Raw genomic sequence first — 25,366 nt, forward strand, 5'->3', positions numbered from 1 at the left:
AGCCCGATAAAGCCTCGTACAATGGCGGTTTCGTCTACTGCAGGCCAAATCCCCATGCCCCTGAACGCTGAAACCCTTCCCTCTGCCGCCCCTTTACCCGGTCTGCCAGAATGGACCGGGTTTTGCGAGGCAGCACACCAGTCCGACCGATATGCGTTGGACCTGCATTGCTTGAAGGCAGCAGGCTTGCAAGTAGACTTGAGTGGACAGCGGCATTCACCGGAACTTCAGGCAGCCGGAGCCGCTCTTTTGGCAGCCCGCCATTTCGACACGGCACGCAAACAGTTGCTAAACGGCGGCATCGTCAACGGCACCGAACAACGCGCCGCCTGGCACAGCGCCCTGCGCGCCCCCGCCCCCACGGCGGAAGTTGCCAAGGAACGCGAGCGCATGAACGAATTCGTGCGCGTCGCCGACTCCGAGCGCCGCTGGCGCAACATAATCCATATTGGTATTGGTGGCAGCGACTGGGGCGTGCGCCTGTCCCTGGCGGCCTTTGGCTATCGCCACAGCTGGCGCAACGTACGCTTTCTGGCCAATATCGACGGCCATGCGCTGGAACATGCCTTGTCGGGTATGGACCCTCACGACACCCTGATCGTGATCGCCTCCAAATCCTTCACCACGACCGAGACTCTCAAGAACGGACAGCGGGCCCTGGAATGGCTGCAAGCCGCTGGCGTTGCCAACCCCTACGAACAAATCGTTGCGGTCACCGCGCGCCCTGAAACGGCCTCCAACTGGGGGATTCCACAAAAAAATGTCTTCCAGTTCTGGGATTGGGTAGGTGGCCGCTTCTCCCTGTGGTCGGCAGTCAGCTTAACCACGGCTTTAGCGGTTAGCAGTGACGTGGTGGCCGGGATGTTGTCAGGCGCTGCAGCCATGGACCAGCATTTTCAGGAAGCCCCCATCGCCTCCAACGTGCCCGTGCAAATGGCACTGGCTGGCGTGGTCAACCGCAGTGTGCTGGGTTATGGCTCACTGAACATTTCCCCCTACGACTTCCGCCTGGGCAATCTGGTGCCCTACATTCAGCAACTGGATATGGAGTCGCTGGGCAAGTCGGTCACCACTAGCGGTGAACCGGTTGGAATCGCTACCGGCGCAGCTGTCTGGGGACTGGCCGGAACAGACGCACAACACACCTTCTATCAGTGGCTACACCAGGGCAGCGATGGCGCTCCTGTGGACTTTATTGTGTGCCAGCAGGCAGATCACAATCAGGCCGAGCACCATAATCTGCTGCTGGCGAACTGCCTGGCACAGCGCGAAGCCTTGATGCGCGGCAAAACCTACGAGCAGGCCCTGGCCGAGTGCGAACAACAAGGTCTGGGCGAGCAGGCTGCCGAACTGGCCCACCATCGCGTGCACTCGGGCGGCCGCCCTAACACGCTGATCGTATTGCCCCGCCTGAACCCCTTCTCGCTAGGCGCCTTGCTGGCCTTGTACGAGCACAAGATATTTGTACAGGCCTTGATCTGGGGGATCAATCCCTTCGATCAATGGGGGGTGGAATACGGGAAAGTATTGGCGAACGGGATTTTGCAGGAACTGTCGGGAGAGAAAAAAGCCTCTGCTGAGCATGATGCGTCTACTCGGCATTGGATAGAGGCGTTCAAAAGTTAAACATACTAACCGCCAAACATCCTCATTAAAGCAAAAACCCATATAGCGAATACATATGGAAATAACTCACATAGAAAAATAAAAAATTTTAAGCCTATGATTTCAAGTAATACGTAAAAACCGCATATAAATTAGATGAGTTACTCTCTAATTTTCACCACCTTGAAATTTTGAGCGTTCACGAAATCATGTTACTTGAAACATTCCTAAAACCACAAATTTTCATTTAATACTCTACAAAAAACCAACACCTGTAACCGAGAAAAATCCGCACCAACAAATCAAAATGGAGTAAAAATGCTTAATAAGCTAGATCTAAAATACAGATTTGGATTCCTAATAGAAGCCAAAAAAGAAAAATTAAATCTATCGTCCTGCGACTTTCTTAGCTCCTGGAACTTTACTCAATGTGGAGAGGCTATCATTGCCCATCACCATGAAACAAAGATAAAGAAACACCAGTTTCAAAATTATTTTGTATTCACTTTGGGTGATATTTTTTGCGCGCACGGAACTGAAAGTATAGAAAATATATTAAAACGATTCGCAGAAGAAAATGACTGGGATGCAATCGACTGCCTATCTGGAAGATTTGCCATATTGACTCATAATAAAAAAACCAACAACCTTGAAAAAATCTTAACAGATCCCATTGGATCTCGTAGCCTATTCTATTCCACCTCCCAACCAAATTTAGTAGCAAGTCACTCATCGCTTTTAGCAGAAATCCTAGACACAAATAGAGATCAAGAAACGATAGAATTCATAAAATCAGAAGATTTTTTAACAATAAGAACAAAATTCCTACCAGCCGATTTAACCATGTATAAAAATATATATGGTTTACCAGCAAATCACTACTATTCATTTAAAGACAACAAAGCTGCCAGATTTTGGCCTCGGAATCCAATAAAGCCAAGCAGCATTGAGAATCTGCTTGAAAAAAGCAAAGAGTATTTACTTAATCAAATTGAATATTTTTCAGCATCAGGAATAAGACCCATTATAGGACTAACGGGAGGAGTAGATTGCAGATCAATAATAGCAGCCTGGAATAGCCATAAAATTCATTTTAAATGTTTGACATGGGATAGAAATCTATCAAATGACGAAATTTCAATTATAAAAAGCATAAGCACACACATCTACGCAGACAGCTATTTTCTAGACGTTAAAAAAACTGAAAATTCAGAATTATTCGAAGCGCTGAAGACTTTCGGTCATATCAATCGAGGCAGATTCATAGGAAACGGAAACCTTACGGCACAAACAGCTGAGTTTTCTGGCCCAAGCGATGTATTTGTTAGAGGGCTAGGAGGAGAAATATTACGCGGCATGTTTAACAAAAGATCAAGCCGAGAAAGCAAAATCGAAAACCTTAAGTACGCTACCAATCTGTACAAAACCAGCCGCTTAAAAAACCCATCTGAAAAATTTCGTCTCTTTGTGGAAAAATCCTACAAAGATTTTTTTGACAGAATAAACTTAAATAATCAAAATTTATTCAACTATGATTTTGGAGATCTAATTTACTGGGAGCAAAGAATGAGTATGTGGGCCGCCTCTCTGCTTAACGAAGCCGATCCCGCACTCAAGAATATTGCTGGGTTAAACAGCAGAAAAATGTATGAAACAGCTTACGGGCTTCCAGATGAGGAGCGTTTCCAAAGGGAGCTACTATTAAAAATCACTGCTAATTTTGATCCTTACCTTTCCAATTTACCTATTATCTAAAGTTAATCACAAACATAACTCTTCTGGAGTTTTCATTAATCAATTAAATAGCAAACCTACAACTCTCATCCATTCTTCAGCCAATTCGAAAACCATCAAGTTTTTCCGCTGTTTCACAGACCGCTCCTCAGTGGAGTTCCAAATAAAGTAATCCACATCACCACAAGGTGTGCCTAGCGCCGCGTATACCGAAGGCATGATAGGCACATGGTCACCATACCAGCACAGGCTAGCTGGCCGCCCTGCCGCGCTCAAGACGCCACGCAACCGCTTGAGCATGGCATCGGCGTTACGGAGGTGGCGCAGATAAATTGTCAAATCCTCGCAGCGCTCTGGCGGAGGCTGGCGATACAGCTCCTCAACATCTCCGTCCACCACTTTTTCAAGATGCAACGGCCCGTGATTTTCCATAGTGATGACATGGATAAACACCGGGCCTTTTGCCTGTTCAAGCACGCTGGCCACTTTATCTGCCACAGCCTGATCACCGATATAGGGACCTGTGCGTTCCACCTCCCCAAAGGCTTTGATATCTATGAATTCATCAAAACCAAATTGCGGAAACACGCGATCGCGTTGATAGAAACTGGCGGGGTAAGGATGAATGCAAATCGTGCGATAACCTTGGCTTTTCAACCAAGAGGCCAAGGTTGCTACCTGCCAGCCTGCGCATACTGCTCTATAAGGATTGAAGCGATGCACGCCAAGAGTATCATTTTCAATACCACTTAAAAAAGAAAACTCGGAGCGTACCGTGTTCGCTCCCCAGGCAGGAACACGTAAATATCCGCCAACAGCAGCCTCTGCTTTAAAGCAATCAAACTCGGCCAGAACGTCCCGTCGAATCCCATAAAAAAGTCTTCGAGCATCAAAAAAAGACTCGCTTTGCACCGAAACCAAATGTGGTTGATCCACCAAAGACTCAACCGTCGGTAAAGTCGGAACGACCATATCAGCAAAGGGAGAGGACAAGGCCGGAAGCTGGCGTCCTTGTTGCCAATAGCGCCAAAAACTGGCTAACAATCCTAAGGACTGAAGGTCCTTCTCAGGCGCAACCTGCACAGTCAAACGCGCGCTATTGCCCAAAAGCAGCAAGCCCAGACTCAGCACAGCCAGCAGCGTCAAGGCTCCCCATTGCGCTGACCAGGCAGCCCGCAAGGCAGGCACGGCTTCCAGCCACAAGCCAATCGTCAATGCGGCAATAAAACCCGCTGCTGCCAGAAAGAACTTCCCCCAACCCAGAAAAGGAATGTAGAGCCGAGGGTGACGAATCGCATCCGTAAAATACTCGTAATCCTGAAATACAAAGGCTTCACGCAAAGCCTTGAACTTGGCATTGCTGACCACAACCAGCAGCAGGAAAAAGGCGCACAGCAAGGCCGTAGCAAAGATAGGCCGTCCCAGCAAAAAAACCAGGGCGACATATGCCAAACCGTACAGGCCTATGTGCAAGGCCCAGGCCGCTGCAGGACGACGCAAGCTGGCTGCTGTTTGCAGAAAACGCTCCAGCCCGACTGTCAGGGCCAGTCCCGACACGGCAGCCAGGATTGCAGTCCAGAATCCGGGCTCAAGCGTCATAACCGATCTTGCTCAGAATAAAGACAGACACCCGGGCGGGCAGCACGGCGAGAAACCAGCAACCCAGGTTCAAAGGGAACGGAAAGCTGATACGCGCTTTGTTGGCTTTCAGGCCACGGGCAATACGCTTGGCTGCTCTTTGCGGGGTCCACAGGAATGGCTTGGGGCCCGGCATGGCATCGCACATGGGCGAGCTAACGTAGCCTGGCATCACCACATTAACCTTGATTCCTTCCGGTGCCAGCCAACCACGCAGACCTTCACCATAAGCTTTGACCGCCGCCTTGCTGGCGCTATAGGACGGCGTAGTGGGCAGACCAAAGTAAGCGGCCAAGGAGCTCATCAAGGCGATCTGACCGCGCCCTTTCGCCCGCATAGCGGGCAGCACAGATTGCACGACTCGCAGTGAGGCCTTCACATTGATATCCAGCAGCAGCTCGGTATCTTCCCAGGCCTCCGGCTCGCCATTGGGACCTACATGGATATTCATACCCGCATTCACGATGACCAAATCAAAGGCTGCGCATTGCGACAACCAGTCATGCAAGGCATCCAGATCACGCAAATCCAGCTGATGCGTCTGTACCTGCGCACCCGCCTGACGGCAGCGCTCGGCCAGAGGCTCCAGAATCGCAGCATTGCGACCATGCAAAGTCAGTTCTGTACCGGGTTTGGCGTAGTAAAGCGCCAGCTCGCCACCAATGGCACTGGTGGCACCGGTAATCAGAATCCGTTCCTGCTCTGCTGGTTCAGCTACGCCCACGCGCTCTCCTTTCTTGGAAGGACCAGTACAAAACCATGCCAAAGCCTACACAAACCGTCGCATTCAAAGGAATCAACAAGTAATTGCCCATGCGTATGGCCACATACAAGGCCAATGCCGAATACAGGAAAGTGAACACTTCACCAATCAGCAAATAAAGATTGATGCGGGGCTGTCTTGCCACCTTCTCGCCCTCCCCTTTGGGGGTACGATTAAATTCCCCGTAGACCTTGAAGGCGGCTCGCACACCACCGACAAAATAATACCAAGCCATGGGTGGGAACATGGCGACATACAAGTAGGTATGCCACAAGGTACCCAACACGCCCGGCCTGTCATCAAAACGTGCTCCCTTGCGGGCACCGAAAGCATTATTCAACGCCCAGACAGCGACCAGCAAAAAGAATAGCGGCGCGCCCCACTGCAAGACGACATGATCAAAATTCAGCAAATAATTCAGCGGCAGGCTTAGCAAGATCAGGGCATAAATCGACGCCAGCATGACCGATGAAAACATCATGGAAAACGCATGCATGCGCTTCATCAAGGGCATGTCCTGCTGCCACATCTGCCCCAGATGCTTGAAGGCACTATGAATCAGACCCCGCCCCCAGCGCTCCCGCTGCACACGGAAGGCGCTGATGTTCTCGGGCAAGGTGGACATGGACACCACATCGCGCAAATAAGCGTATTTCCAGTCACCAAACTGGGCCCGATAACCCAGGTCCACGTCCTCGGTAATGGTAGAGGCATTCCAGCCACCCAGGGCTTCCACGCAAGCGCGTCGCCAGACACAGGAACTGCCACTTAAGGAAGCCATATCCCCGTCTTCGCTCAGCCCCACCGTCACATATTGCTGGTGGCCCATTTCCATGGCCTGAAAACGGGTCAGAAAAGAGTGGTCACGGTTTTCATAGCCAATACCCGTCTGCAAAAAACCCAGCTTCGCGTCCTTGAAAGGCGGAATGGTTTTCTGCAGGAAGTCGGCTGGCGGTAAAAAGTCCGCATCAAAGATCGCAAAAAACTCGCCCTGGGAATGCTGAATGCCATGCACCAGATTCCCGGCCTTGTAGCCCGCACGATCAGCACGCTGAATGCGGCGAATGGGCACACCTTGCCGAGCACACTGATCCACCTTGTTCTGGGCCAACAGCGCAGTCTTGTCTGTTGAGTCGTCCAGCACCAGAATTTCCAGCGCGGACACCGGATAATCCAGACGACAAGCCGCATCGATCAAACGCTCGACAACAGCAGCCTCGTTATAAATCGGTAATAAAACGCTGACCTTGGGATACCAATCCTGCTGCAAGGAGGCGGACGTCTGCACCAGCTCGCTTAGCTTACGACGCTCCACCCGTCGCGAGATCAGCAGTACCCGCAGTTCCAGAACCACGTACAGGGCAAAGGCCCCAACAACCAACAAGAACAGCGCCTGAATCAGGTACGCAAAAATGCTCACAATCATGGAAACAAGCGCACCCTAGAAGCCGACCACATCAGCCAGCTCCTGGAGGCGATGCTCCCAGGTGTGGAACTGACGCACATACGCCGCCCCCGCCGCCGCACGCTCGCAATCCTGCGCGGTGGGGCCCTGGCGCAGACGTGCAAATAACTCAGTGGCCTGCTCGCGGGAATGCACCACGTGGCAGAAATCACGGAAATAACGATCCACCGCACGACCGGGATTAGTCACCGCAATGCCCCCACTGGCTAGAATCTCCAGCAAGCGGCGCGAGCACATGGTGTCAGAATCCGTGACCGAGTTCACGTTCAGGCACATCACATGCTCTTTGTAGATACGCCCCGTCTCGCGGTGCGGAACCTGACCATGAACCTGCACATGCGTCGAGCGTGGAAAGCGGAATTCGATATGCCGGGACAATCTGTCGTGATTTCTGTCGTAGGCATTAAGCTGCATCTGCGCATCCTCACAGGCCCCGAAAATCATGTCCAGAAAACGCCTACGTTCACTCAGGATGCGACGGTAATAACTGCCCGTAAAGCACCCTTCCTTGCGTGTGAAATCAAAGCCCGTGAAGTTATGAAACGCAGGCTGATACGGCATGCTCAGGGTGTTCACAGGCACATCAGGATTCAAGCGAGCACGATAGCGCGGCAGGCAATCACTGTCCGTGGTGAACACATAATCAAAGGCCTTGGCCACATCAATGAAGTGCTCGAAATACGCCCCGTCGTCCTTGTTCCAGAACACCGTGGGCACACCCTGATCCTTAGCGAACTGCACCAGCTTGTAAATCGTGCGAGGCGTACGCAAACGGATCAGTCGCGACTGCTTGGCCAGCTCGTAGCGCCACGCGCCACCCAGCCCATGGAACACGGACTCCACAAAAAGCAGATCAGGCTTCCAGGAGGAGATGACCTCCTCGTAATTGCGCGGGTTCAGAATACGGATAGAGCATTCGGCTGACAGGCAGTCTGCCGTGAAATAGTCCGACACCAAGGCTACTTTCAATTGCCCAAACTGCCCCGCGGGCTTGCCGTCTTCGCTGACGGTTGGGTGCGTATAGATGCGCGCCCCCAAAGCCCGGATTGCGCGACCGATCATGAATTAGCCCCGGCCGGCAAAGCATGCACCACAAAGTCAGCCCAACTGCGACGCTGCGTGGCCTCTTCACGTGCCAAGGCACCATCCTGGGCCAACACTTCCGGACCTGCCTGAAAGGTTTCATCCAGCACACGAGCCAAGTCCTGCACATCACCTGCTTTAAAAAAACGCACCGAACGACATGGCCCAACTTCGTCTTGAAACACCGGCAGATCCGGCACCAGAACAGGTTTGCCCATCGCCATCGCCTCAACCAGCTTGATGGGAGGCACAATACGACACACCTCAAAGGGACGACGAGGAATACATACCAGCGCAGCCTTGGCCTGCAAGGCGCGAGCCTCCTCAGGCGAGACCCGACCAGCAAACAGCACATGCTTTTCCATACCCAGGCTTTGCACCTGAGCCTGCAACTGAGCGCGCGCCTCCCCATCCCCAATAATGGTCAGGGTGACATCCTTGCCACGGCCAACCAGATCCGCCACGGCGTCGATCAAGACATCCAGCCCTTCATAAACAATCAGGGAGCCAGCATAAACAATCGTGTTGGGCAGCACATCCTGGGCAGCGCCAGGGGTAAAGCGCGAGGGGTCGACGCAATTGGGCATCAGGCCCATGCGTGCCGGGTCAACATTCCAGTGCTCGCGAGCGTACTGCCCCAACTGCTCGGAAATCACAAACAGCCGGTCTGCCTGACTGGCAACCAGACCTTCCAGCTCCAGACCCTGCTTGAAGCCCTGCGAGTCACGGAACTCCGGCATGCGGGAGGCTCGGCTCAGCTCCCACAAGCCACGCATTTCATATTGGAACGGAATGCCTAACTGGCGCGCGGCGATCAAGGCTGGCAAGGCATTGACGTGGTTGGAGGCAGCATGAATGACAGCAACGCGCTGCTTGATGGCTTCCTGAGCAATGGAGGCGGCAGCTTCTATGGCGAACTGCATGACGGGGCGCTTGTTGGAAGGATTGCGAGCATGTGCGTAACGCACCCCATCCACCAAGGTCTCATCCTGCTGGGCATCCACCAGTCTGTCTTTACGATCCCATGGATAGCCGGGGCGGGTCAGCACGCAGATATCCCCGCCTGCCGCTTGCATGGCGCGGATAATTTCATGAGTCCGAGTGGTGTAACCACTGATGTGATACGGCAAGGCACTGGCTGGCACATACAGCAACCGTCCTGGCACGGGCTCGTAAGGTGTTTCACGGCGCTGACCGCGTCGAGTCTGCCGACGCACCGTAAATAAGGTCAAACGCCGGCTCAGAGCCATCCAAGGCTCGCGCAACAGCCCATGCCATAACTTAAAGAGCATTTTCCTCAGGCCTTTTTCTAAATTTTATTGTCCGGTTCTACTTGCAGCTCTGCCAGCGACAAGTCCACCGTATCAGGCACAACAATTTTTCCGCGAGCCTTCAAATCCAGAAACTCTGCCGTCGTAATCACGTCATAGTCCTTAGTCAGACGGGCCAGCAATTTGCGATACCCCTCCATACGGCTATCGTCACGATACTCGCCCAGACCGTTCTCGTCCCAGAACAACAAGGACCAGGAATGCAGCAAGAAAACCGCAAATGAAGGGTTGCCGCTAAGCGTATTCAACAACAACTGCCCCCACCAGGGGCGGAAGCGGAAATAGCTGGACTCTGGGTAAGTAAGGCGAGCCCACCATTCAGGCTTGCCTACCTTACCTAAAATCCGCTTCTCGGTCGTAGGCACTTCGATCACGCCGTTGGACCAAACAAAAGGATTATTTGTGGGTTTGCTGTAAACGCACTGATTATTGTGGACAGCGCATACAGAATTATTGAAGGACAGAGGAATACCCACTGCCTTCAAAGCACGAATCGTATCCGCATTCCAGCGGAATGAACCCGCCCGATGAGCCAGAACCGGCTTGCCTGTTACCCCGGACATCACGCCTGCAAAGTGCCTGAACACAAACTCCGCACGGGACTGCTCGGTGTACTGGTTCATGTACTGCGGACGGTTCGACAAACCATGCTCTTTCCAGAAGCTGTCGGGCAAGTACTCCGGGTGGGTATGCAGTTGTACATCTTGACCTTGCTCATCCAGCCAACGCACCACTTCTTTCAGCTCGTCAAGGCGGGAGTAAGCCCCGCACAAGTCCGTAAAAAACACATGCTTGACACCGAACTCGTCACCGATCTTGCACATTTCGGCCACCCCGGCCGTACCCTTTGGAAATCGCCCCCAGATCAGACGATTAACATGGTCGTCAGAGGCCCGCTTTGGCAGCGCCTCTGTGTCGACCGTAATCATTGCGTAGCGATCCCTCATACCTGTGTTTCTACCTGCTCTAAGTTAACTGTTCGCGAAAGACGGATTTTACCCCGCGCCTGCAGATCTAAAAAATCCGCTGTGGTGATCACGTCGTAATCCTTAACAACACGTTGCAAGAACAGTCGGTAACCCTCCAGCAAGCGGTCGTTCGTGTACTGGAAATGACCGTTTTCATCCAGATCCAACAAGGACCAGGAGTGCATCAACACCACTGAGACCTTGGGCAAGGACCACAAGGGGTCCTTCCAGAATGTCGTAGGCCGCGAACCATATTGAAAATAAGAAGATTCCGGATAAGTCAGGCTGGACCAGCGATCTGGTTTACCCCCCGGTCCACCGGGCTTAAAACGCTCTGTGACCGGTACTTCAATCGTTCCGTTCGACCAGGCGTAAGGCAAGCAATCAGGCTGGCCTGTTGGGCAACGCTTTAACAAGGCGGCCCGCATGGACTGGTTGAAGGACAAAGGAATGCCAACGGCCTGCAAAGCACGGATTGTGAGGGCATTCCAGCGAAACGAGCCTGCGCGGTGGGCGAGGATGGGTTTGCCAGTGACGTCAGAGATCAGCTTGCCGAAGTGTCGGAAGACAAATTCGGCGCGGGCTTGGTCTTTGTACTCATTCATTAAAGCTGGACGATGGTCCAAACCGTGGTCCACCCAGAAAGACTTGGGCAAGGTTTCAGGATGGGCATGTAGCTGAACATCCTGACCTTGTTGATCCAGCCAGCGGACAGCATCCAACATCTGTGTTTGATGCTCAAGCGTGGCACACAGGTCCACAAAAAATACGTGTTTGACACCAAACTCGTCACTGATGGCACACATTTCGCGGATGCCAGCGGATCCCGATGAATACTCTCCCCACACCAGACGCTGGATATGGCTATCCTCAGCACGCCTGGGGAGAGCCTCGGTATCAACCGAAAGGATTAGGAAACGATTATTAGAAATCAAACGACGAGCTCAGCATCTTGATAATATTTTCTGATAGCTGCTTTTGCGTCAAGACCATCAGGAAAACCAACACTATGATTCCGAATAGACTTTTTTAGCGCCACATCATTTCCACTAAAATGAATTTTCCTCAACACATTTGGAAACTTAGACTCAAGAATATCTTCCATCATTACATGGTGGCTAATTGTGTAATCATCCAAATTACAATAACTCAAACATTCTTTAGGTCCTCGAACAGCACTAAACATAGAAAAAAGACTAAAGTCCTCAAATTCATCACCATTAGCAAAAACAGCTTTTTCCAAGTCAGAAAACTGAGAGTGTTTTCTCGGATCAAACTGACAATTTGACACCATTGCCGTTTGATTAAATCTAGCCGCCATATCTAAAGCTACATGCCCCCCGCCACTACTGCCATAAAATAAAATATTTTTTATAGAATATTTTTTAACATAATAAGAAACAACGTATTCAATCAAATCTCTTTGCTTAACCCTTTTTGTATCCAAAAACCACCCAAGGTAAACAGAGCTGTCTCTATAAAACTCCAAAAGCATATCTGAAAAACAAAGAATGTTAGGAGCACCATTAAAAGATAAGTTATTTAATCTAAAAACAGGCAAAGCTGTTCCTGCATCATCCAAAGCTGGCGGTTTAATAGCACCATGAAAAGAAACAAATAAGCTATGGGAATTATTATTTTTAAACGAATGACTTAATCCATCGAAAACAAAATACCTCAAACCATCATAATGACTAGCAATTTTAGGTTCAAAAAAAGCTAATTTTTTCGCATCAAAGCCAATTTCTAAAGAAATTTCCTCATTAGAGCAATAGAAATTGCCCTCATGAAACCCTACCATATCGATCGAAGAGTCATTAGCATCAGGATTAGCTACAATTCTAGTAACAACAACCTTCTTTGAACTCATATTCGATTCAAAAATAGAATTAACTGTAGGCTGAACATTCAAATACGAAGGCGACACCCAGCCTAAAAGATTCTTCCCATCATCAAATCCAACATTGCATTGGAAATTTAAATCACCACCCTCATCCACACTTTTTATTGAAACCGTATCCAGGCCATCGGCACTTCTGGCGAAAACAGATTTCTCAGAAGCTTCCAATTTAAATCTCGGATCTAAATTCCACGATAGCTCAATTTTCCTGTCTTTCTTAACATCTGAGTAGTTCCATATACAGTCAATCACATAAACCTCAACTGAGGGCTTAAATAATATCACCCTAGTATGAATATATGAATCCCGTTTATGATCGACTGTACCTTTCGATATCCAATACCCAGAGCAATAAATAGGCTTATCCGAAAACCCAGAGCCATATACATCTTTAGGACTTCGACTAGAACTCTTCTTATCGACAACTAAAGCATTATGGGCATACGCGCTAGTGAAATAAGCCCTGAATCTATCACTTTTATAGCCATATTTACCACTATCAATTAGCAAGTACTTACCCCCCTCCTGCCAAATAAAAGATAAACAATCCGAGTGCTTATGCACACCACTATGAAATGATCCTTGAAAGAAAAGAAAAGAGCTCTTATCTAACTTAACTGTCGGCTTTGACCTAACAACAATATAGCCATCCAATAGAGCAGAAATATAGCGCCCGTTAGAATTATGCCCCCAATCGTAAATAAACCGATTATTTATAAGCTTTTTTGCCGTCCCCGAATCTCCTACCGGAACACATTCCAGTGCTGGAGTTACCAACCAATGCTTTGCAAGATTACCTCTGTCTATTATTTTATCAATCTTAGACTTATCGATACCCTTCCACCAAGGGGCATTAGTTAAAAATACTATTTTTTTTAAAACAAAAAAATGGTATTCCGGGGAATTCTCTGTATGCACACCATATTCACCTAGTTGGTTCTTTAGCAACTGCTCCATACTAGATATTGCATAATCCCTTATCTGTTGAAGATTCAGCCAATCCGCCTGTTTAACCAAACACACTAAAGACATAAGACCATGAATCTGAAACAAACCATGATTTCCATAGTTCAGATTCTTGGGGTCTGATAAATTCAGTATGTGCTTCTCAACAAGGCTATCAAGGTTATTGATGCCGTGGGACACACGCAAAGCTTTACACCGCAACACAAAATAGGTGAGTTTCAAAGCTCTAATACCGGTAGCCATGTCGTACCAAAACCAATCATCAGCCTGACCAGCAACGCTAACAGCAGTATCCCAGTCATTAATGACTTGGGAAATATAAGACACATCTTGCGGCTCAAATCGCAATAAAAATGGGTCAATCACACGCCAAGCCTGAAGCTGATACATCCAATTTCTATCGTTATAAGGGTCAGCAAGCCAATTAATTGGAAAAGAGAGTTTATGAGCCCTAAGATCTTCGCGGCCCATCGCGATAAAACCCTCCCTCTTATAACGCTTAATTTCAGCTTCTACATTTTTAAACCTTCTAATTTCATAAAGACGATCATCTAAATAGTCACCATCAAAATTATCTACGAAAATCATTTCTGATTTTTCTATAGAAATCTCATTGGACCATTTTTTTTCAACCCTTTCTGTAGTTTTAATATATAGCAATACACGCCAACTTCCAATTGAAGCTAAAGTTTTAAAAACAGAGGTTTTTTTGTCATTTGTATAGCCAATTTTTTCTACTATGACCCCATCTTTATAAAGCCTATAAGCAACCTGGCACCGATCATCTAATTTTGGCTGAACAAAAAACAAGCCATTTTCCAAAAAAAATTTAATCATATCTTTTATGTTAGAAAAACACTAAGAATCAAACCTATGGTATTTAGTTAAGATATTTTGAGCAATTTCAGCAGTTTTAGCCCAAGTTCTTTGATCTTCTACCCAAGCCCTACCATTCACTCCCAGTTTTTTTCTAAGCTCATCGTTATTAATTAGAATTTTCAATTTTTCCGCTAAATCTTCCATATTTCCCTTCTCAAAAACCAAGCCTGTTTTGTTCTCAATCACCATTTCCCTTAAGGCCTGGACAGAAGACACCAGAATCGCTTTTTGCATCGCCAAAGCCTCCAAAGGCTTCATCGGAGATACCATTTCTGTAACTGGCTGCGGCTTTCTTGGAAATGGCGCAATATCGATTAATGAATAATATGCCTCAACTTGTTCATGTGGAATACGTCCAGGCATAATTAATTTTTCTGTCAACCCTTCCTCAGCGGCAACTCTCAATATCTCTGCTGTTATCGGCCCACGCTCGGATCCAGATGCATTTTCATTTCCTACCAGCAATAGCCTAAAGTCAATATTTTCTTTCACCAGCAACGCACATGCCTGTGCTAGATTATCAAGCCCTTCATACTGTACAAAACTTCCTATATATCCAATAACAGGCACATCATCTGGAATGCCCAATTTAGCCGCCAACTCCCTGTCCCGCCCTCTAGGAGAGAATTTTTTTGGATCGCAAGAATTAGGCAAGATTGTAATTTTATTATGACTAATCCCTCTTTTAATTAGCTCGTCTCGCATCGGTGAAGTTAATGTAAATACGTCATCCGCGTACGTAGCTGCTAATTTCTCATTTTCTATTTGAGTCACATACAATCTAGTATTTTTAAAATCCGGCTCTCTAGAAAGCCGGGTAATTTCCCAAAAACCACGAACTTCATATATAAATGGAATTCCAACTTGTTTAGCAGCAATTGCCGCTGGAATTGCATTCAAATGATTAGATGCAGCAACCACAATTTCAATTCTGTGTTCCTTCAAAAAATCAACAATTTTCTCAGAAGCTGACAACATATAATCCACGGCACTCAAACCTTTGCGCGATGGATCAAAAATCCTTAGATATCGCAATCCATCAATAACGTCCTCTGAAGGCAATATCTTCCCTTCATGATCACCTGGTATATCAAATGGGTAACCTGGTCGAGAAGCACAGACAACGTTGTATCCTAGCTCAGTTAAGGCCACAGCCAAACCATGGCCGCGAGTAGCATAGCCTCCCGATGAGTAAGGAAGACTATTATGCAGAAAATAGGCTATTTTCTTTGACACTGGAGTGTAGGATTTGTCGCCTGTTTTTGATAATTTACTTTTTATTAGATCATACGCCCCTGAACTTTCACTTATTTTCTCCCTTGCTTTTTCCAACCACTCCGCAGTACTCAATCTCTTTTTACCAATTTTTGAAATAAGATTGACTGCATTCTTAGCTATTTCATACTGCCCTATTTTTAAAGCAGCCCAAAACAGCGACCTTAAAACCTTTTCATTTCCATGAATTGAATATGCGCATTTCAAAACACTAAAGATATACTCATTTTTATTATTTTCTTTAAGCCATTTTTGAGATTCGACCAAATCCAAGGACAACAGCTCTTTAACACTATCTCTACTAGCTATATTTGACTTAAAAAAACTTAGCGCAGCAACGTAACCACTTGATGCAGCAGTCCAAAAATCAAACAAGATCTTCTCATCAGCACTTCGACACCCTTTATATTTTTCTACCCTATCGCTCACCCATCCATTATTCAAAGTAGCTAACGTCTCTACAAGATCTGCAATAGCGGGATCTGGCTCTTCTTTACGATAATCCGAAATTTCTTGCAATTTCTTTTTGCAGAAATAAATGTTAACTTTAAAAAACTCCTCACCCAAAAAACCAGAAACCTCCTGATAAAGCTCTAAAGCCCCTTGGAAATCCCCATTTTTATATTTATTATATGCATCCGAAACTAGCTTACTTGAATTGTTCATATACAACTCTTTATTGTTCGGCCACCTTTTCAGTAGCCGAACAAAAATGCCTTTTATATTAGATCAAGATCAAACAACCAAACCGACAACATCGATCATATTTTCCTTGCCAAGAATTAAATCAATGTTCTCAACAAAGGATTTATGCTTCACCAATACGCATATAACATCTGCATCTATCAAAGCCTCTTGCAATGCAGCCAGCTTGATATTTTCAGCCTTTATACTAGAAGGTAAAACATCTACATTTGGCTCCACAGCTAATACCTGGCATCCAATTTCACTAATTTTCTTTGTAATCTTTAAAGCTGGGCTCTCGCGCAAATCGTCAATATCAGGCTTAAATGCCAACCCTAAGCAAGCTACTTTAATTGCACCCATGCTCGAACCAACTCTAGCTGTTAGTACATCTAATATGGCCGCTTTAACCTTCTCTACAACCCATTCAGGTTTGTAGTCGTTAATTTCACGAGCCAAGCGCACAATGCGAGCTTCTTCAGGCGTCTTATCCACGATGAACCAAGGATCCACGGCGATGCAGTGACCACCCACCCCGGCACCAGGCTGCAAAATATTAACGCGTGGGTGACGGTTAGCCAGGCTGATCAGTTCCCACACATTAATATTCAAGCGATCGCAAATCAGGGACAGCTCGTTGGCAAATGCGATATTCACGTCGCGGAAGCTGTTCTCTGTCAGTTTGCACATTTCGGCAGTGCGAGCATTGGTTGGTACCAAGGCACCTTCCACAAAAATCCGATACAGTTCAATCGCCATCTCGGTAGCTTTTTGAGTCATGCCACCAATAACACGGTCATTGCTAACCAGTTCATGCACTACGCGACCAGGCAAAACACGCTCTGGGCAGTAGGCCACCTGAATATCAGCCTCCTCGCCTGCCTGCTGAGGAAAGCTCAGATCAGGACGAGCTTCAGCCAGCCACTGCGCCAATTGCTCGGTCGTACCAACAGGAGACGTCGACTCCAGAATAACCAGATTGCCTTTGGCCAGCACTGGCGCAATGGCTTTAGCGGCGTCGGCGATATAGCTCAGGTCAGGCTTGTTGCCTTCCAGGAAGGGGGTCGGGACGGCGATTAGAAACGCGTCAGCAGGTTCTGGGGTCAGCGTAGCGCGCAAGTAACCACCGTGCACGGCGGCCTGCACCAGCATATCCAGTTCAGGTTCAACAATATGAATACGGCCTTGATTGATCGTGTCAACCGCGTAAGCGTTCACATCAACGCCAATGACCTTTTTGCGGCGTGAGGCGAATAATGTTGCAGTAGGCAGGCCGATATAGCCCAGGCCGATCATGGAGAGAGTTTCAAACATGCTGGTCTTCCGAATCAAGAGATCAAGGTTTTTAAAATTTCACTAATGCGGGTGGCGGCCTTGCCGTCCCCATAAGGGTTGTGCGCCCGTGCCATACGCTCATATTCAGCAGCGTTATCCAGCAGCTGCGTGGCAGCGCTGACAATGGCTTGTGTTTCTGTTCCCACCAAACGCACAGTTCCTGCATCCACGGCTTCAGGGCGCTCGGTCGTGTCACGCATCACCAATACCGGTTTGCCTAAAGAAGGCGCTTCTTCCTGAATGCCCCCGGAGTCGGTGACCAAAAGGTCACAACGATCCATCAGGTAAACAAAGGGCAAATAATCCAGTGGTTCGATCAAATGAACATCGGAAACGTCGGATAAGATACGACGTACTGGTTCCTGAACATTTGGATTCAAGTGCACTGGATACACCACCTGCACATCGCCACGGGAGGCAATCTGGCGCAAGGCCAGGCAGATGTTTTCAAAGCCAGAGCCAAAGTTTTCGCGACGATGCCCCGTCACTAAAACCAAGCGCTTGGCTGGATTGATAAAAGAGAACTGAGCCTCAAAACGGCTGCGCAGTTCCGAGTCCTGACGTACGCGTGCTGCCACATCCAGCAGCGCATCGATGACGGTATTGCCCGTAATGTGTACCGTCTTGGGATCTACACCTTCACGCAACAAATGCGATTGTGATTGCTCGGTTGGAGCAAAGTGCACATCAGCCAGTACGCCTGCTTGACGGCGGTTCATTTCCTCTGGCCACGGCGAGTACTTATTATGAGTACGCAAGCCAGCCTCTACGTGACCGACCTTGATCTTGGCGTAATAGGCCGACAAAGCTGCGGCCATGGTGGTAGTCGTATCACCATGCACCAGGATCATGTCTGGTTGCCATTGTTTGTACACATCACGCATACCCAACAACACATTACTGGTGATGTCATACAGGTCCTGGCCTGGCTTCATCAGGTTCAAGTCAAAATCAGGTTTGATAGAAAAAATATCCAGAACCTGATCCAGCATCTGGCGGTGCTGACCTGTGACGCAAACGCGCGCTTCAAATGCAGAGTCAGCAGCCAAGGCCTTAACAACCGGAGCCATTTTGATGGCCTCCGGTCGTGTGCCAAATACAGTCAAAATCTTCATAAAATTACTTTGTGTCTTTAGGGTGAACAGTTAATAAACAGGCATCTTTTTCAAGTTTGTATTCAGTGGATGTACCAGCAAGTCCTCGGGCTTCTATATCTGCCAACCAATGCTGAGCAATTTGTTTTTCATCCTCACGGATATAGTCATCCATCAAAAAATCAATCTGGGCATTAGGGAAATGCTCCATCAACAAAGGGCCTGCGGGGTATCGAGCTTGAGGGCCCGTAGCCGCTGGAGGGCCATCTACAATCACCAAAATGCGTTTGCGAGTAACTTGCTTTTGTTTGGCCAGTTTGACCAAGGTGCTTTGGCAGCTGTAATACGGATACACTTGGCCGTCCGCAGACTGCCAGTCCTTGAGTGGCGCCAGTGTCAGCTGTGCAGCCTGCTCCAACCCTGCTTGTTGGAGATGAGCTAAGGTTTGCTCGTAATACGACTCCAAATGCTCGAAGGACACGAACTGGGTCTGCCGGGCATCACCTCGCTCCGCCATCAACGCCAATGTCTTAGCCACAATAACGGTGGACATACCTGACCCAAACTCAATGACAAGGTCGTAGGGTATAAGCACCAGTTGCCGCATCAAACATAATGCAAAGTCTGCAGAGATTGGCCAACTGTGGGCCTCACTGTTAAATGCAGGTAGCACTCCAGTGGCAAAATACTCTTGCATCCCAACAAAAGACTGGAGCTGACGTACAGCATTAGCACTATTCTTCTTCACTGCTGTTTCAAGATGGCGACGAACACGGAGTAGCTCTTCGGATTGTTTTTTAAACAATTCCTCTTGTATCCCCGGAGCTGCCACGTCACGAGCGACCAAGGACTGCACTTGAGCACTCAAGCGCTCTAGCAGATCTGTTTCACGCGCAGTCTGCGCCGACAATGATTGCTGTAACTCAAGTTGGCGTGCCTCCAGTGCGGCTTTACTCTTTTCCAAGCTCAGTTGCTCTTTAGCTTGCTGCAACAACTCTCCCTGACGCTGTGCGGCTAAAGCAATGTACTCATCACGAACTTGAAAAGCTTGATTCAATTGAGCCTGCAAAGACTTATGGTCTGTTCGCTCCACATTGATTTGCTGCCTTGCTTCATCTAGTTCCTGCGTTATTGCCTGCACTTGAGATTGCAACGCGTGCACTTCATCCAAGCGATGGCCAGCAAGCACATCCAACCCATCACGGGCCTCCATCAACTCCTGCACTTGCAAAAGCAAAGAGTCCCTTGCTTCCTGAGTATCCCGCAGTTGCACCCGAAGTTCCTCACACTCTGCAACTGATTCCTGTAACTGCACCAACAGGGACTCAACCTCCTCCAAACGTTGCTCTGCAATTGCAAGTGACTCATCATGAGCGATACGCAAAATCTGAAGCTGCGACAAGGCCTCCTCTTTCTCGCGGTGATGCACCTGCAGCTCATCCTTAAGCTGCTCACATTGCTGGGCCATATCCGCCAAGCCACCTTGCACAGTGACACATTGTTCAAACCATTGCCCTGCTTGTGCCTCTTTGCCCTCCAGAGCTTGCCTGATCCGTTTCAGATCAGCTTGCAAACCCACGCACTCACGTTGCTTCTGTAACTTCAACTGTTCTTCTTGCTCCAGCTCACGCTTCAAATCCGCTACTTGTTTGAGTGCTGCCTGCGTATTGCCCTGCTCCTGAAGCAGGAGCTGTCGCTGTTGATCTTCTTGCTGGCCTCGCTCTTGAAGGGTTTTCTGATGATCCTGCTGTAATCGCTGGATCTGTACTCGCAATGCTTCAACTACTACAAATTGCTCTTGTTTTTCTTGATTCAGACGCTGCACCTCATCGCGCACGCTAGACAGCTGTATTCCTTGCTGTTTAAGAGTACTGACCATCTCGTTGCGTGATTCAGCCAACTCCGCCCACTGACGCTGCACCGCTGCATGCTGCGCCTCAACCTCAGATACAGAGCGGACTTGATCTAAACGAAACTCTTTCGCCTGCTTCAGCAAACGATCACGCTGACGCGCCTCAGAGTCAGTAAAAGACACATCTTCGGGCAAGAGCGCCAAGAGTGCTTCTGCCTCAAGTAAATCACCAGACTCATGCAATCGGAACGCCAACCATTTTTGGCGGAACCCACGTGGCTCCAACGCAAAGGCACGGCGCGCCATCGCCGCAACCAAGGTTGGCTCAGCCGTCATATACGTCCGGGCCACAGCTGTCCACGCACTGGCTTGCACGCTTTTTGAGACTGAAGCCTGATTCAGCAAGGCCTCTACCTGCTGGTCCCCTCCTTGCTGATACGCCTGAATAACTTTGTCGAAAGATTTCCCACCCAATGCAGCAGGAGGCTGGATGCGACGACTTTGACGCCAAGCCTGACGCAAACGCCCAGGCACCGAGATCAACGAGCCTGTAGACTGCACACCCTCAATCAAAATGTCGCCAAGCTGTTTAGCTAAAGCATATTGAGTCTTTAAATCATGTAGCTGGGTTTGCACCTTAAGCAAACACTCCAAGCGCACACTTTCCGCCTGGGCCTCGATAAGCCGCACATCCACAGGTGCCACATTAATGACTGTCGGCTTCAAGTCACTCCCAACTCCTTGAGGATGATCGTGCAAGCGCCCTAACTCTTCCTGCACGACTTGCAGTTGATCAAACAACAGCCGGTTCTCCTCTTCCATACATTGTGCATGCGTGGTTACCAGCTTCTCATGACCTAATTCAGAAGGCACAACAGGTGACATAGACATTTAAATAGATTTCCTATCTTTCTTATTAGTCCACATGGTCCAGGACGATGCTCTTGAGCAATTTCAAAATGCCGGCCAGGATCAACGCCAACAGCAAGGTCACCAAGGTGTTGTAGAGGCGGCGTGGCTCCATCGGATACTCGGGCAACGTGGCGGACTGCAGCACAGACACTTTCTCCAACATGCGAGTGGCGTCAATCCTGCCTTTCTCCAAAGCAGTCAAAGACGACTTGTAGAGCTCTTGTGTGAACTTCACATTCATATCCAAGCGATAAAACTCTTCCACATAGGCATTCAGAGTTCCACCTGACGGCGTCGCCAACTTCAGCTTTTCCTGCTTGATCTGTTGGTCCACTGCTCTCAGTGACTGCTTGAGCATCAGAATATTGGGATGATCACGATCCAATGACTTGGGCAAAGAGGCCAATTGGGTCTGCAACTGAGCCCGCTGCCCTTCCAAGGCAGCCACAATCGCATTAATACTTTCTGCTGTGGCCTGAGGGGACAATAAACCGGCTTCATTCTGATAGTTCAGCAGATCCTGGCTGGCTTTCTGGAAACGCTCCTGAGCCTGGTCAACCTGGGTAACCAAGAAGTCGACCTGCACCTGGGCCATTTCATGGCCAAGCACGTTCATGTAACGCTCGCCTTCCTGGACCAACTGCTGGGTAATAGCCTGTGCCATTTCGGGGTTGTAAGCTTGGACCTTGATGCGCAACACACCAGAGAAGTCATCAAACTCCACCTCTACACGACGCAGATAATGACGATGAAACCACTCTAGCGAGGCGTCCTGAAACCACATCCGCGACACAACATCATGGTCCGAGGAGCTGTAATGCGTACGTAAGTCCAAAGACTCATCAAGCTTCTTGAGCATGTCCACGGACAGCAAGTAATCACGTAACAACAGCTGATTCGCGCGATCAACAGTCGCTACACCCGATACCAACATTCCTAGATCAAAAGACGGCGCCCCTACCGAGTCTGTCTTTCGGATAATGACGTTTGCCTCGGACACATAGCGGTTCGAGGCAAAGATCAACCAGTACGCCGACGTCAAAACAGCCAGGATCAGAATCACACGTACGGCATGATCAAATAAGCGCAATGAAAACCATGAGCGGAGGCGGGCCCCAAAAGAAGGTCTCTTTGAAACAGCCTTATCAGGAGCGGCACTAGCAGCCTGCGTAGTGACTTGAGGTGTATCTGTCATTTTGGAAGTGAATCCTTGTAGGCATTGAGCGCATCGTCAATCTGGTCAAACCAGTGCGCTCGCCCTTGATGCAGCCAGACTCCAGCCTGGCAAAATTGTCTTAAGGTGTTGTTGTCGTGGGCCACCATGATCAGGCCTGCACGATTTGTCATGGTTTTGAAAGCATCAGCTGCTTTCTTACGGAATGCCGCATCACCCGCCGCCGTCACCTCGTCCGAAATATACACATCGAAATTAAAAGCAAACGACAAGGCAAACTGGAGGCGAGAGCGCATGCCAGAGGAATAGGTATAGACTGGCTCCTCAAAAGCTCGGCCCAGTTCAGAAAAATCTTTAATGAAAACGAGCCGATCTGCCAAATCCTCTTGATGCCCATGAACTCGGCACACAAACTTCGCGTTTTGGCGGCCCGTTAAGGTACCCTCCAGCCCCCCATTCCCCATAGGCCAGGAAACCCTGCACAAACGCTGCACAGTCCCCTTATTGGGATGATCCACCCCGCCGATCAAGCGCAGCAAGGTAGATTTACCGGCACCGTTAGAGCCAATCAAACCCACATTTACCTTGGGTGGGATTGTCAGGTTTACTCCTTCCAATACCCAACGGCCCACGCCATGGGCGGTCTTGTAGCGCTTATAAACATCATTGACGACGATCATTTCATCACCAACTGCTGTGTAAAGCGTCTATACAAAATCAGGCCTAAAAACAGACTGACTATCCCCCACAGATACAGGTACCCCATGCTGATGCCCGGCACCATGTGGTAGTAATTCGAAAAGCCTTTGCGCACCAACTCCAATCCATGCACTAAAGGATTGAACAAGAGCAGATCCCGATAAGGTTGAGGAACAGCAGAAATAGGCATGATGACCCCTGAAATCAAATACAAAGGCATCATCATGATTTTCAGTATGTGCTCAGTTTCGCGCACCAAGGCCATCAATACAGAGGCAACCAAGCCATAGCCCACGCCAAAGAGCCATAACCCGAACATCGTCACCACAACCTGCAAAGGATCGTCAGGCCGCACGTCATGCCCGAGCAGTGCCGCGCCCGTCAAAATAATTGCGGACACTAAGGTCATTAGAAATGCTTCCAAGACTCCACGAGCTATAGAGGTATCAAAAGGTTGCACCTGTCTGTATGCAAATAAAGGCTTATTGCTATCGACCGCGTACATCACCTGCATCGCTGTACGGCGAAACATGAAAAACGCCAACATGCCCACCACAATCCAGACAGTGACATCAATGCCACCGACTGTACGCAAACGAATCACAGTGAAGATGAACGTGATGAAACTGATATGCAGCACTGGCTCCATCAACAACCAGAACCAGGCAGCCCGCATATCAAACAAGCGATCCAGGGACTCTCGCAAAACTAACGCCCGCCAGACCGCCCAAGTGACGGCCATGGGGCTGCGCACCTGCTTATTCATCTCGGCCTCTGTTGAAGGAGTTGTTCTTAAACATGCGCACGATCACTTCATCATGTTGTTCAAGGTCGTACTAGGCACAGCCACCGACACCACTAGACGCAGGAACTTCTGGAACTCCGCCGCTGGCGAGTTCGAGACATAGATCACGTCCTTATCCTGCACCGGGAAGTTCTGCGTCACAAAGAAAGAAGCCGGGTCACGCAGGTCGATCTCGTACACCACGGGCACGACGCCCTTCTTGTCCAGCAGTGTTGATTCAGGCGCACCGTCCACCAGCGCAGCATCCTCAAAGCGGAAGACAAACACACCGCGGGCATCAGCTCGTGACGTATCCAGACCACCCGAACGGGCCAGGGCCTGTACCAGGGAAATGCCCTGAGCTTCAAATGGAATTTCTTCGTTCTTGCCGGTGGCACCCAAAATGGAGAAGCTCTGGTTCTGGTACAGCGCCGTGATCACATCACCCGGTTTCAGCATGATGTTCTGGTTCGGATTACGAATAATCGTATCCAGCGCCATGGTGGATGTGTTCAGCTCTCGCGAGAGCTGAATGGCAATGCGGTTGACTGCTTGCTTGACGCCACCGCCTGCGGCCAGGGCATCCAGCAAACGCTCACCTTTAGGCGTCAAGGGCATCAAGACGCTTTGATTGACCTCCCCCACGACCGTCACGTTCGAGGTGTTGTTCTGAATGACTCGCACCAGAACCTGCGGATTATTGGCCTTGCCTTGCAAACGCTTGGCAATGCTTTCTTCAATCTGTTGGGTGTTGCGGCCTTTGACAGCAATACGGCCAGCGAAAGGCATGCTGATCATGCCGTCGGGCGTGACCATCTGCTGAGGGAAAGCGACTGCATTGGTGGTTGCTGCCGTTGCCTTGGGATCCAGGGAAATGCTGCCAAACAGCATGGCAGGCGGTGCTTCCCAAACTGACACTTCCAGCACATCGCCAGGGCCAATCAGGTAGTTGTTCGAACCTGTGCTGGGGAACTGGGCGGCAAAGTCACCCATGCGCTTTTTAGCGGCCAACTTCTTGGTCAACTCGTCTGTCACGTTGACCAGGGTGATGCCTTCGATACGGCCTTCACGTCGTTCCTGTACTTGCTGGCGGCTGGGGCCGTCTGCAGGCATCCAATCAGGCATCGTGGCACATCCGGCCAGTACGGCGACCAGGGTGCTGGCCAGTACGGGTCGCCCCATTGCTGCAATCTTGCTTACTGCTGTGTGTAGTAATTGAGCCATC

At 49.2% G+C, this 25,366-nt stretch carries 18 protein-coding genes; 2 read left to right on the top strand and 16 right to left on the bottom strand.

What is annotated here, in order from left to right; all coding sequences use genetic code 11:
- Positions 1-54: 54 nt before the first annotated feature.
- Together pgi and WFM49_RS12205 are read left to right on the top strand one after the other, a co-directional pair.
- A complete protein-coding gene (pgi, locus tag WFM49_RS12200) occupies positions 55-1,626 on the top strand; it encodes a glucose-6-phosphate isomerase (RefSeq protein ID WP_336973467.1) in 1,572 nt (523 codons plus the stop codon).
- Positions 1,627-1,923: 297 nt separating this feature from the next.
- Positions 1,924-3,360, top strand: coding sequence for a hypothetical protein (locus tag WFM49_RS12205; RefSeq protein WP_336973469.1), 1,437 nt, complete (start codon positions 1,924-1,926; stop codon positions 3,358-3,360).
- 39 nt (positions 3,361-3,399) lie between these two features.
- Here the strand turns inward: WFM49_RS12205 and WFM49_RS12210 are convergent, their stop codons facing one another.
- The 16 genes from WFM49_RS12210 to WFM49_RS12285 form a co-directional block, all read right to left on the bottom strand.
- A complete protein-coding gene (locus WFM49_RS12210) occupies positions 3,400-4,737 on the bottom strand; it encodes an LTA synthase family protein (RefSeq protein ID WP_336973471.1) in 1,338 nt (445 codons plus the stop codon).
- Positions 4,738-4,927: 190 nt separating this feature from the next.
- Positions 4,928-5,701, bottom strand: a complete 774-nt coding sequence (locus WFM49_RS12215) for an SDR family NAD(P)-dependent oxidoreductase (protein WP_088451897.1) — start codon at positions 5,699-5,701, stop codon at positions 4,928-4,930.
- Positions 5,688-7,166, bottom strand: a complete 1,479-nt coding sequence (locus WFM49_RS12220; RefSeq protein ID WP_336973474.1) for a glycosyltransferase — start codon at positions 7,164-7,166, stop codon at positions 5,688-5,690. Before WFM49_RS12220 ends, WFM49_RS12215 begins: the two co-directional genes overlap by 14 nt.
- Before the next feature lie 15 nt (positions 7,167-7,181).
- The gene (locus WFM49_RS12225) at positions 7,182-8,267 is read right to left on the bottom strand and encodes a CgeB family protein (RefSeq protein WP_021447224.1); all 1,086 of its coding nucleotides are present in this window, start codon (positions 8,265-8,267) and stop codon (positions 7,182-7,184) included.
- Complete coding sequence (locus WFM49_RS12230; protein WP_336973476.1) at positions 8,264-9,580, bottom strand: glycosyltransferase; 1,317 nt, start codon at positions 9,578-9,580, stop codon at positions 8,264-8,266. Before WFM49_RS12230 ends, WFM49_RS12225 begins: the two co-directional genes overlap by 4 nt.
- A 17-nt stretch (positions 9,581-9,597) precedes the next feature.
- A complete protein-coding gene (locus tag WFM49_RS12235; RefSeq protein WP_336973478.1) occupies positions 9,598-10,548 on the bottom strand; it encodes a polysaccharide deacetylase in 951 nt (316 codons plus the stop codon).
- A 14-nt stretch (positions 10,549-10,562) separates the two neighbouring features.
- On the bottom strand, positions 10,563-11,393 hold the full coding sequence (locus WFM49_RS12240; RefSeq protein WP_254500244.1) for a polysaccharide deacetylase: 831 nt from the start codon (positions 11,391-11,393) through the stop codon (positions 10,563-10,565).
- A 125-nt stretch (positions 11,394-11,518) separates the two neighbouring features.
- Positions 11,519-14,290 (bottom strand): heparinase II/III domain-containing protein, encoded by a 2,772-nt coding sequence (locus tag WFM49_RS12245; RefSeq protein ID WP_336973482.1) that lies wholly within the window; start codon positions 14,288-14,290, stop codon positions 11,519-11,521.
- 21 nt (positions 14,291-14,311) lie between these two features.
- Positions 14,312-16,273 carry a glycosyltransferase family 4 protein gene (locus tag WFM49_RS12250; RefSeq protein ID WP_336973484.1) on the bottom strand — a complete coding sequence of 654 codons (1,962 nt, stop codon included), beginning with the start codon at positions 16,271-16,273 and terminating at the stop codon, positions 14,312-14,314.
- Between the two features lie 69 nt (positions 16,274-16,342).
- Complete coding sequence (gene wecC / locus WFM49_RS12255; RefSeq protein ID WP_254500241.1) at positions 16,343-17,605, bottom strand: UDP-N-acetyl-D-mannosamine dehydrogenase; 1,263 nt, start codon at positions 17,603-17,605, stop codon at positions 16,343-16,345.
- Between the two features lie 14 nt (positions 17,606-17,619).
- Entirely contained in the window at positions 17,620-18,741 is a 1,122-nt protein-coding gene (gene wecB / locus WFM49_RS12260; protein WP_083054873.1) for a non-hydrolyzing UDP-N-acetylglucosamine 2-epimerase, read from the bottom strand.
- A gap of 4 nt (positions 18,742-18,745) precedes the next feature.
- Positions 18,746-21,463 (bottom strand): hypothetical protein, encoded by a 2,718-nt coding sequence (locus tag WFM49_RS12265; RefSeq protein WP_254500240.1) that lies wholly within the window; start codon positions 21,461-21,463, stop codon positions 18,746-18,748.
- A gap of 25 nt (positions 21,464-21,488) precedes the next feature.
- Complete coding sequence (locus tag WFM49_RS12270; protein WP_336973488.1) at positions 21,489-22,574, bottom strand: chain-length determining protein; 1,086 nt, start codon at positions 22,572-22,574, stop codon at positions 21,489-21,491.
- A 101-nt stretch (positions 22,575-22,675) separates the two neighbouring features.
- Complete coding sequence (locus tag WFM49_RS12275; protein ID WP_250756237.1) at positions 22,676-23,338, bottom strand: ABC transporter ATP-binding protein; 663 nt, start codon at positions 23,336-23,338, stop codon at positions 22,676-22,678.
- On the bottom strand, positions 23,335-24,123 hold the full coding sequence (locus tag WFM49_RS12280; RefSeq protein ID WP_125302012.1) for an ABC transporter permease: 789 nt from the start codon (positions 24,121-24,123) through the stop codon (positions 23,335-23,337). Before WFM49_RS12280 ends, WFM49_RS12275 begins: the two co-directional genes overlap by 4 nt.
- Before the next feature lie 42 nt (positions 24,124-24,165).
- Positions 24,166-25,365, bottom strand: a complete 1,200-nt coding sequence (locus WFM49_RS12285) for a polysaccharide biosynthesis/export family protein (RefSeq protein WP_240688315.1) — start codon at positions 25,363-25,365, stop codon at positions 24,166-24,168.
- Between the last annotated feature and the right edge of the window lies 1 nt (position 25,366).

This window comes from Alcaligenes sp. PF14, assembly GCF_037150615.1.
Classification (GTDB): Bacteria; Pseudomonadota; Gammaproteobacteria; order Burkholderiales; family Burkholderiaceae_B; genus Alcaligenes; species Alcaligenes phenolicus.

Excerpts from the sequence above, each read along its gene's own strand:
- WFM49_RS12220 (WP_336973474.1), bottom strand. The coding sequence starts at position 7,166 with ATGATTGTGAGCATTTTTGCGTACCTGATTCAGGCGCTGTTCTTGTTG.
- WFM49_RS12205 (WP_336973469.1), top strand. The coding sequence starts at position 1,924 with ATGCTTAATAAGCTAGATCTAAAATACAGATTTGGATTCCTAATAGAA.
- WFM49_RS12265 (WP_254500240.1), bottom strand. The coding sequence starts at position 21,463 with ATGTCTATGTCACCTGTTGTGCCTTCTGAATTAGGTCATGAGAAGCTG.
- WFM49_RS12225 (WP_021447224.1), bottom strand. The coding sequence starts at position 8,267 with ATGATCGGTCGCGCAATCCGGGCTTTGGGGGCGCGCATCTATACGCAC.
- WFM49_RS12245 (WP_336973482.1), bottom strand. The coding sequence starts at position 14,290 with ATGATTAAATTTTTTTTGGAAAATGGCTTGTTTTTTGTTCAGCCAAAA.
- WFM49_RS12235 (WP_336973478.1), bottom strand. The coding sequence starts at position 10,548 with ATGATTACGGTCGACACAGAGGCGCTGCCAAAGCGGGCCTCTGACGAC.
- WFM49_RS12275 (WP_250756237.1), bottom strand. The coding sequence starts at position 23,338 with ATGATCGTCGTCAATGATGTTTATAAGCGCTACAAGACCGCCCATGGC.
- WFM49_RS12280 (WP_125302012.1), bottom strand. The coding sequence starts at position 24,123 with ATGAATAAGCAGGTGCGCAGCCCCATGGCCGTCACTTGGGCGGTCTGG.
- WFM49_RS12250 (WP_336973484.1), bottom strand. The coding sequence starts at position 16,273 with ATGAACAATTCAAGTAAGCTAGTTTCGGATGCATATAATAAATATAAA.
- pgi (WP_336973467.1), top strand. The coding sequence starts at position 55 with ATGCCCCTGAACGCTGAAACCCTTCCCTCTGCCGCCCCTTTACCCGGT.
- WFM49_RS12230 (WP_336973476.1), bottom strand. The coding sequence starts at position 9,580 with ATGCTCTTTAAGTTATGGCATGGGCTGTTGCGCGAGCCTTGGATGGCT.
- WFM49_RS12285 (WP_240688315.1), bottom strand. The coding sequence starts at position 25,365 with ATGGCTCAATTACTACACACAGCAGTAAGCAAGATTGCAGCAATGGGG.
- WFM49_RS12240 (WP_254500244.1), bottom strand. The coding sequence starts at position 11,393 with ATGTGTGCCATCAGTGACGAGTTTGGTGTCAAACACGTATTTTTTGTG.
- wecB (WP_083054873.1), bottom strand. The coding sequence starts at position 18,741 with ATGAAGATTTTGACTGTATTTGGCACACGACCGGAGGCCATCAAAATG.
- wecC (WP_254500241.1), bottom strand. The coding sequence starts at position 17,605 with ATGTTTGAAACTCTCTCCATGATCGGCCTGGGCTATATCGGCCTGCCT.